Genomic DNA, 6,785 nt, shown 5'->3' on the forward strand with positions numbered 1-6,785 from the left:
CCTCGTCGCCAGCGACCGCCACGCCGACCGTGCGGCATACCGTCGGTCGCGCCGCTTCCCAGGCGGCTCCTGTCAGCAGGCCTTTGCGCGGGTCGGCGTAGCGAAGCGAGCGAACAGGAAAGACGTCGCGACGGCGAATGGCGCGGCGTAGCCGGTCGAGCGTACAAAGCCGGTATCCGGTCAGATCGAATGTACCGTCATCACTCTTCAACTGGCGCGCCCACCCCTTGGGGACGAACGATGTTGGTGGCGGTCCACGGCGCTTCTCGCCCCTGTGAACTCTTCGCAGGTGGTCGACCGCGTCGAGCAGCGGCTGTCCTGCGGGCGCGGCTGCAAGATCGAGCGCTGCCAGCATCTTCGGCAGATAGCGCATCGTCCCGGCCTGCTGGCGCAACTCGACAAAATAGCTCTCGTCGTTCGGCCGCGCGAGAAGGTTCACCTGTGCGACGGCGTCGGTCAGCGCTGCCCGGTCGACGAGCGCGAACACGGCCGCGCGCACCTGCGCATCGCTGATGCTATCATCGAGCAGCACGACGCCGGCATCGCGAAGCCGGAGCGATGCGGCATCGAGATCACGCAGCGAACGCATCCGAGCATCCCTGGCGTTGATGCGCGCGTTGGAAAACATTCTGGTCGACACGACGTCGAACAGGTCGATGACATCGTCGCTGGCCGACGCTTCGAGGGTGCGGATGAACGCGACGAGGGTGGCAGCGCGCCGATCGTCGGGGAGGCGGGCCACCGCCTGCGCCCGCGCCGCACCGGCAAATCGCGCCAATGCGACCGCCTTGCCGGGTGGCACCCGGTCAAGTTCGGGCAAGCCCGCTGTGAACGTGCGGATTTCGGTAAGGCGATCAACGGCGCGGCTGATCTCGGGTCCGCTTTGCAGGTATGGACCGTCACGCAGTCGATCGAGCGGGCTTTGCCGCCCGTCGCCAATAACGGCGACCAGCGTGTCGAGCCGGGCGCGTTGCTCTGACGTCAGCCTGTCGATGAGACGGCGATGAACGTGTGTGGCGACCCGTGTGCGGACTCGTGCGATATCGCGCTCGAGGACGGACAGCCCTGGCAACAGCACCTTGGATTCAATCAGCCACGTCGCCGCTGCATCGAAGAGCGCCGATGGCCGATCGGTGCCCGTCCAGCACAGCGCGTACAGGAAACGATGCAATCGGAACGCGATGCGTGGATCGGAGAAAACCTGGTAGCCATAATGGTCGCGGATGCGCGGGCCGTGCCGCCATCGTCCCTTGGTCGCGCAATATTGCGCCATCCGTTCGCACGGCTCGTCGATCGCCAGCTGGCTGCCTGCGAACCGCATGACCGACGCCGGTGTCTGTGCCGGATCTTCGAGAAAGGTACCGAGCAACCGCAAAGAGCCAAGCTGTACCGCAACGCCGAGCCTGTTGTGATCGCCGCGGTGCGCGCCGATGAACATCCGGTCTGCATCGTCGAGATGAAAATGGCGCGCCAACTGGTCCGATGTAGGATCGCCGGCGAAGCGACCATAGCGCCGTGCCTGCTCGTCCGAGAGAAAGCTGACCGGCACTGCTCGGCCTATGCTGCTATTTTAGGCCGAACCCCGCGCTTGCCCAGCAATTCGCTGGCCCGCTCTCGCGGCTGACCTTTCGCATCGACATAAGCATAAAGCGTCGACACTGACACGCCGAGTTGGAGTGCAACATCGCGTGCGGCATTGTCGCGATCCGCCATCAGCGCCATCGCGGCCTTCAGCTTCTGCTTCGTCATGACCCGCGGCCGACCACCTGCACGGCCTCGCGCCCTGGCCGCGGCCAGCCCCGCCATTGTACGCTCATGGGTCAGATCGCGCTCGAACTCGGCCAGGGTAGCGAAAATACCGAACACCAACCGGCCCGTAACGGTCGTCGTGTCGATATCGCCGGTCAGCACCTTAAGGCCGATCCCGCGCTTCTGCAGATCGCCGACCAGCCCAACGACGTGGGGTAGCGACCGTCCGATCCGGTCGAGCTTCCAGACTACGAGGGTGTCGCCATCACGCATGATGTCGAGTGCCTTGTCGAGCCCAGCCCGTTCGGTCGCACGGCCCGAGCACACGTCGTCGAATACCCGGTCGCATCCGGCACGATCCAGCGCATCGCGTTGTAGATCGAGATTTTGCTCGCCTGTCGACACCCGCATATATCCGATCAGCATCGACGCCCGCTCCTTCTTGCATTAATCTATCGAAGGATGGGTTTACCGGCTATAGGTTTCTGGATGGGTAGATGTGAGATTGAGGGTCATCCAGCGGTCCGATCGTAATCGCCGGCCCGCTTCGCATCAAACCGGGGTTTATTGGAAAAACCAGACGGCCGCTTCCGCCCCAATTGCGGACGTCGCGGAAAGCGATAGCTTCGAGCCCATGAGCGAGTATCGGGACAGCAGCACGCTAGGTGGAAAGATCGGCTGCGGTATGGCGGCCTTTGTCGGTGTTCCCCTCATCGGGGTCGTCTTCATCGTGAGTTCGCTCGGCGACTGTGCGCCAGATGCCGAATGCCACAGAGGCTTAGACTGGCCGCTGCTAGGTGGGGCAATCGCGATAGCCGCAGCGGTTGGTTTGGGTGTTCGGTCGCTAACAAATTGGATCAAGGGGCGTCGGAGGGACGGCAGCTAACCACCACTTCGCGCCCTTCCGGAATGGCCCGCGGCCTTGAGGCGTGCTGCCTTATGTAGGTTTTCTGTTCCGTTGCTACTCAACCCCCGGCATCCATCACTTCCTCGATCCAGCGCACCGGATAGGTGGTGATCAGCAGGGCTTTGCGGGTGGTCCGCTTCAAATCGACATTGTGCACCAATGCGAACCAGCGGAATCCAAACTGGCGCACAATCGCATCGAGCAAGGATTTGAGCTGATCGAGCGTCGTCGCCTGCCGGCATTCGGCTTCGAATGCAGTGATATCGCCCAAGCGGCCAGCATCTTCGAGACTACCCATAGTGCGAACGATTCGCATTTTGATTGTTGTTTCGTCCAGTCACCGTTCGGCGAAGCCATTGAATAACACGACCGGCTGCCTCCGCCGCCCAACTCCCCGCAGGAAAAGCACAGGTCGTCTTCAGTACGAGTCGGCCGGGGCGAGGACGAAAGGGCGCCCGTGACACTTTACCTCCGGGCAAAGTGTCACAGCCGACAAAATGACGAAATCGGCGGCAAAGGGGATTCACTTCACCCCCTATATGTGCTTGATTCAATCCCGTTATGTTGCATGCTCCGATCATTGGCGATGGCCGCCCGCAACTGGATATGCCGTCCTTGCTGGAGATGCTTGCACGGTCTTCGTCTCGGCCGCGCTACGCCTTCATGGTGCTCAACCTGATTGCCCAAGTTTCCCGTCCCGACGGTAGCGCCGGGCCGCTGGTAGCCAAGGGCGGCGGCCTCATTCCCCTGCGTGACTGGCTTTGCGATGCACTGACGCCGATGGGGCAGCGCGACCCCCGGCGCGTCGCCCTGGAAGAGCGGATACGCAGTGACCTGGCAATCTCAGGCGGGTTGCCGACCGATGTGGATCAGGCCACGGCGATGGTCGAAGACGCCATCCGTGAGCAGGTACGGGCTTCGGGCAAGACGAATGTGAGCCGGGCGGTATCGGAGCTGGTGCGCGCTGGCTTGCTCAAGCGGCACTATCAAGGCTATTACGTTGATCATCATAATCGCGGGGCGCAACGCCAGGCTGTCTATATCTTGGCTGGTCGCGCGCGCGGCTTGATCGGCGGCAGACAAGAGCAGCCGAGAGCCGTTCCGAGACAGACAGAACTAGCGTTCTGATCGCCCCGAAATAGCGCAGATTTAACATAACCATTATTATCGAACACCGAGTGTAAGAACTGAACCCCGTCGAAAACGTGTGGCAGTTTATGCGCGATAACTGGCTGTCCAACCGCATATACTCCTCATACGAGGATATCGTCGACCACTGCTGCTTCGCCTGGAACAAGCTTGTCGACCAGCCTTGGCGCATCATGTCGATCGGCTTACGACATTGGGCGCACGGCTACTGATCAATGCACTCTGGTACCAGGCGTATATCATCCGAGTCCGCATAATGTCATGCGAGGTTGCTAGCTGACCTGAAATCAGGCTGGAGCTCATGACCGAACGACTTCCACCTTTGCGCGCCGTTGAGGCCTTTATCCAAGTCGTTGAGACGTCGAGCTACGGCAAGGCGGCGTTGGCGCTCAACATCACGAAATCTGCGATCAGCCGTCGGATTCAAAGCCTCGAGGACGACTTGGGCGTCAAATTATTCCGAAGGTCTAACCGAGCGCTAGAATTGACAGCCGACGGGCAAAAGTATTTCAAGATTACACGTTCAGCGTTCGACACGTTACGCGAAGCCGGTGCCCAAATCAAAAATACCCGCCGCGATGACATCTTGCGTATCGCCCTACCGCAGTCCTTTGCCTCATCATGGCTTCTTCCGCGGATCGGGACCTTCTATGAAACGTACCCCAACACTGATCTTCAACTTAATTGGCGCGGCTATTTCAATATGTTTGAAGATGAAGACGTCGACGTACTGCTCACAGTTACAGAAGAGACACCGCCGACGCTTCATGCCGAAAAGCTTATGGATATTGTGTGGTTTCCAGTATGCAGCCCGAACCTTCTCGAGCAATCTACTGCCACGCTAGACTCCATCGGTGGACAAACGTTGCTCCATTTAACCACAATGCCCGGCGCCTGGCCGCAGTGGCTCAATCAGGTGGGCCACCCAGAGTTACCAGATGGTCAACGAGGGCGGTTTTTCGACTCTATGCTCCTAGCGCTTGACGCGGCGGTCGTTGGGCTGGGGCTGGTGCTCTGCGCCGAACCTTTTTGCCAACAATATTTGGAGCATGGTAGGCTCATCGCGCCCTACGCCCCGCGGCTCAAAGACAGTCAGGCGCTATACTTCGTCTGCCGGAAACGTGACGTTTCCAAGCGAATGGTACGGCGCTTTCGGCACTGGTTGTTCGCTCAGCCACAATTTGCCGTCGCTTCCTCAATGTCCGTTGTTGCCCCGATTGTTGGCAAAACGAAGCTTTTAAATCACCTGCCGTGCTGATTCGGTCCTTGGGGGCAGATGGAGGCGGGCCGATGATAGGCGAGCGGGGAGTGATGCAGGAAACAATGTTCCTTGTTTCAGCCTCAAGCGCACCGAACCACCTGCTGCGCGCGACCGACCGCTCTCTTTCGACCTACTCCCGACATCATGCGTCTCTGCGTCCCTTTCTAGAGTGGCGTAGGGATCGAACATCTGATCGGGGGCGGGCTGTGCCTGGTGATAGTTCACCTCCGCGCCGCCCGTCCCCAGCAATACGAACCAACAATCGATGCGGCGCCAGCCTACAGGAAGCCGTCTAATTCTCGAGGAATAATCGTTTTATCAGAAGATATTTTCTCGAGGTCAAATGGCTTCGGCTTGAGCGAAAACTCCAGCGGATCACTCGAGTTCACATAGCTGTTCATCACGCGCATTTTAATTCCAGAAAACCCCTTTGCGACAAACTTGTCCGTCTTCAGCGCGACCACCCCTCCTGCCGGAACGGAGAAATAGCGTCCTCGGTTGGACAGCCAACCAGGATCACTGACCTCGATATCGACTTTGATAGGACCGTTATTCTTCAGCACGAAGGTCGCATAACCCCCCAGCAATCCGATTTCATTCGGCTTGACATAGCTTGCAAGAGTAAGATCAAGCATCGATTCCACGATGTTTTGGACGTCCTCCGGCCGGCCGATCAGCGTGCTACGATACAGTCCGATGGTGTGCCGCGCATGCAGCGCGTCACTGAAATTGCTGGCTTCATTTCCTTTCGTAAGAAAGAGCGTCGTGGTGCGATGCTCGCGCTCACCGGCCGCACGTTCCATGTCAACGCCAATATGTGCGTCGGTTACGCCGGCCATATAGAGATTATACTTGAGCGCGACGTCGATCGCCTTGGGATAGATTGTTTCACCGTTTGCGACTTCGATACCGGAAATGAGACCCGTCTTGAACATCCGTTCCAGGAACGGGGTAACGACCACCTCGCCAGCAGTCGGCGACGGGGCGGCAGGATGGTTCCATTGGCAAATGCCGCCTTGCCGCCTCGCTTCCTCAAGGACAGGTTCCAACTCCTTCTCGACGATGCTTGCCCGCTGCCAATCGGGCTTGAGAGCCGTGGAAACATCGGCAAACGTACTAATGTGAATCTGCTTTTCGTTTAACTTGTTTGCATCTTTCAGGAAGTGACAGTTGAAGTGCCCGATGTTTCTCGTGACCTCCGTCCCGAGTGCGATATTCATGTCACCAAGATTCAGGAAGTTTGTGTCGATGAAGTCACGCGCAATTTCGTAGCTCCGGTTCTTGTTTTTGCTGACATCCCTTTTTTTGGGCGTAACTATATCATGCTCCGTGAACGAGACAAATTTGAGCCCGTCGCGCTTCGCCTCAAGGAGCCGATAAGAGGGCCAGGTGGCACCATCGGAGAACACGGTGTGGATGTGAAGTTCTCCAGCCCAAACATGGTCGCCGTTTTTCAGGTCAGGAAAAATCAACCTCTCGGCCGATGGTGGTCTTTCGTCCTTGAGCGGAGAGACGAACTGCGCCGAAGCGTCGGAAGTCGCCGCGAGGGCTATCGCGACAAATGGCAGAGCGGCAAGTAAAATATTGTAACACGTTCTCATGAGGACCTCGCTGATAGTGAAATCGAGCACGATTCAATAATAATCATGCCAGTTTGGTGCTAACGGCTCTGTTGCAAACATGGGGCACGGCCGCGCGGCGTCACCCAGTTGGGGGATT

Annotated in this window: 6 protein-coding genes and 1 pseudogene; 3 read left to right on the forward strand and 4 right to left on the reverse strand. The window is 58.7% G+C overall.

All coding sequences use genetic code 11. The features are described 5' to 3' along the window. From AX735_RS18570 to AX735_RS18580, 3 genes are all read right to left on the reverse strand, one after another. On the reverse strand, window positions 1–1,549 hold a 1,549-nt coding region (locus AX735_RS18570), incomplete at its 3' end, for a DUF4158 domain-containing protein (RefSeq protein WP_155647720.1). An 8-nt stretch (window positions 1,550–1,557) separates the two neighbouring features. Then, on the reverse strand, window positions 1,558–2,175 hold the full coding sequence (locus AX735_RS18575; RefSeq protein WP_066283217.1) for a recombinase family protein: 618 nt from the start codon (window positions 2,173–2,175) through the stop codon (window positions 1,558–1,560). Between the two features lie 539 nt (window positions 2,176–2,714). Beyond that, window positions 2,715–2,927 (reverse strand): autoinducer binding domain-containing protein, encoded by a 213-nt coding sequence (locus tag AX735_RS18580; RefSeq protein ID WP_231750170.1) that lies wholly within the window; start codon window positions 2,925–2,927, stop codon window positions 2,715–2,717. 290 nt (window positions 2,928–3,217) lie between these two features. On the opposite strand from AX735_RS18580, the gene AX735_RS18585 reads away from it, so the two are divergent. The 3 genes and pseudogenes from AX735_RS18585 to AX735_RS18590 all read left to right on the forward strand — a co-directional run bounded on the left by AX735_RS18585 (window position 3,218) and on the right by AX735_RS18590 (window position 5,063). Continuing rightward, window positions 3,218–3,784, forward strand: coding sequence for a hypothetical protein (locus AX735_RS18585; protein ID WP_066283223.1), 567 nt, complete (start codon window positions 3,218–3,220; stop codon window positions 3,782–3,784). A 56-nt stretch (window positions 3,785–3,840) separates the two neighbouring features. Beyond that, window positions 3,841–4,017 (forward strand): annotated as a pseudogene (locus AX735_RS25335) (IS630 family transposase); the annotation flags it as partial. 89 nt (window positions 4,018–4,106) lie between these two features. Then, window positions 4,107–5,063: a LysR substrate-binding domain-containing protein gene (locus tag AX735_RS18590; protein ID WP_066283226.1), complete on the forward strand. Its 957-nt coding sequence runs from the start codon at window positions 4,107–4,109 to the stop codon at window positions 5,061–5,063. 281 nt (window positions 5,064–5,344) lie between these two features. On the opposite strand, the gene AX735_RS18595 is transcribed toward AX735_RS18590, so the two are convergent. After that, a complete protein-coding gene (locus tag AX735_RS18595; RefSeq protein WP_066283230.1) occupies window positions 5,345–6,697 on the reverse strand; it encodes a hypothetical protein in 1,353 nt (450 codons plus the stop codon). Window positions 6,698–6,785: the final 88 nt, after the last annotated feature.

It is taken from the genome of Blastomonas sp. CCH1-A6 (assembly GCF_001556365.1).
GTDB lineage: Bacteria > Pseudomonadota > Alphaproteobacteria > Sphingomonadales > Sphingomonadaceae > Blastomonas > Blastomonas ursincola.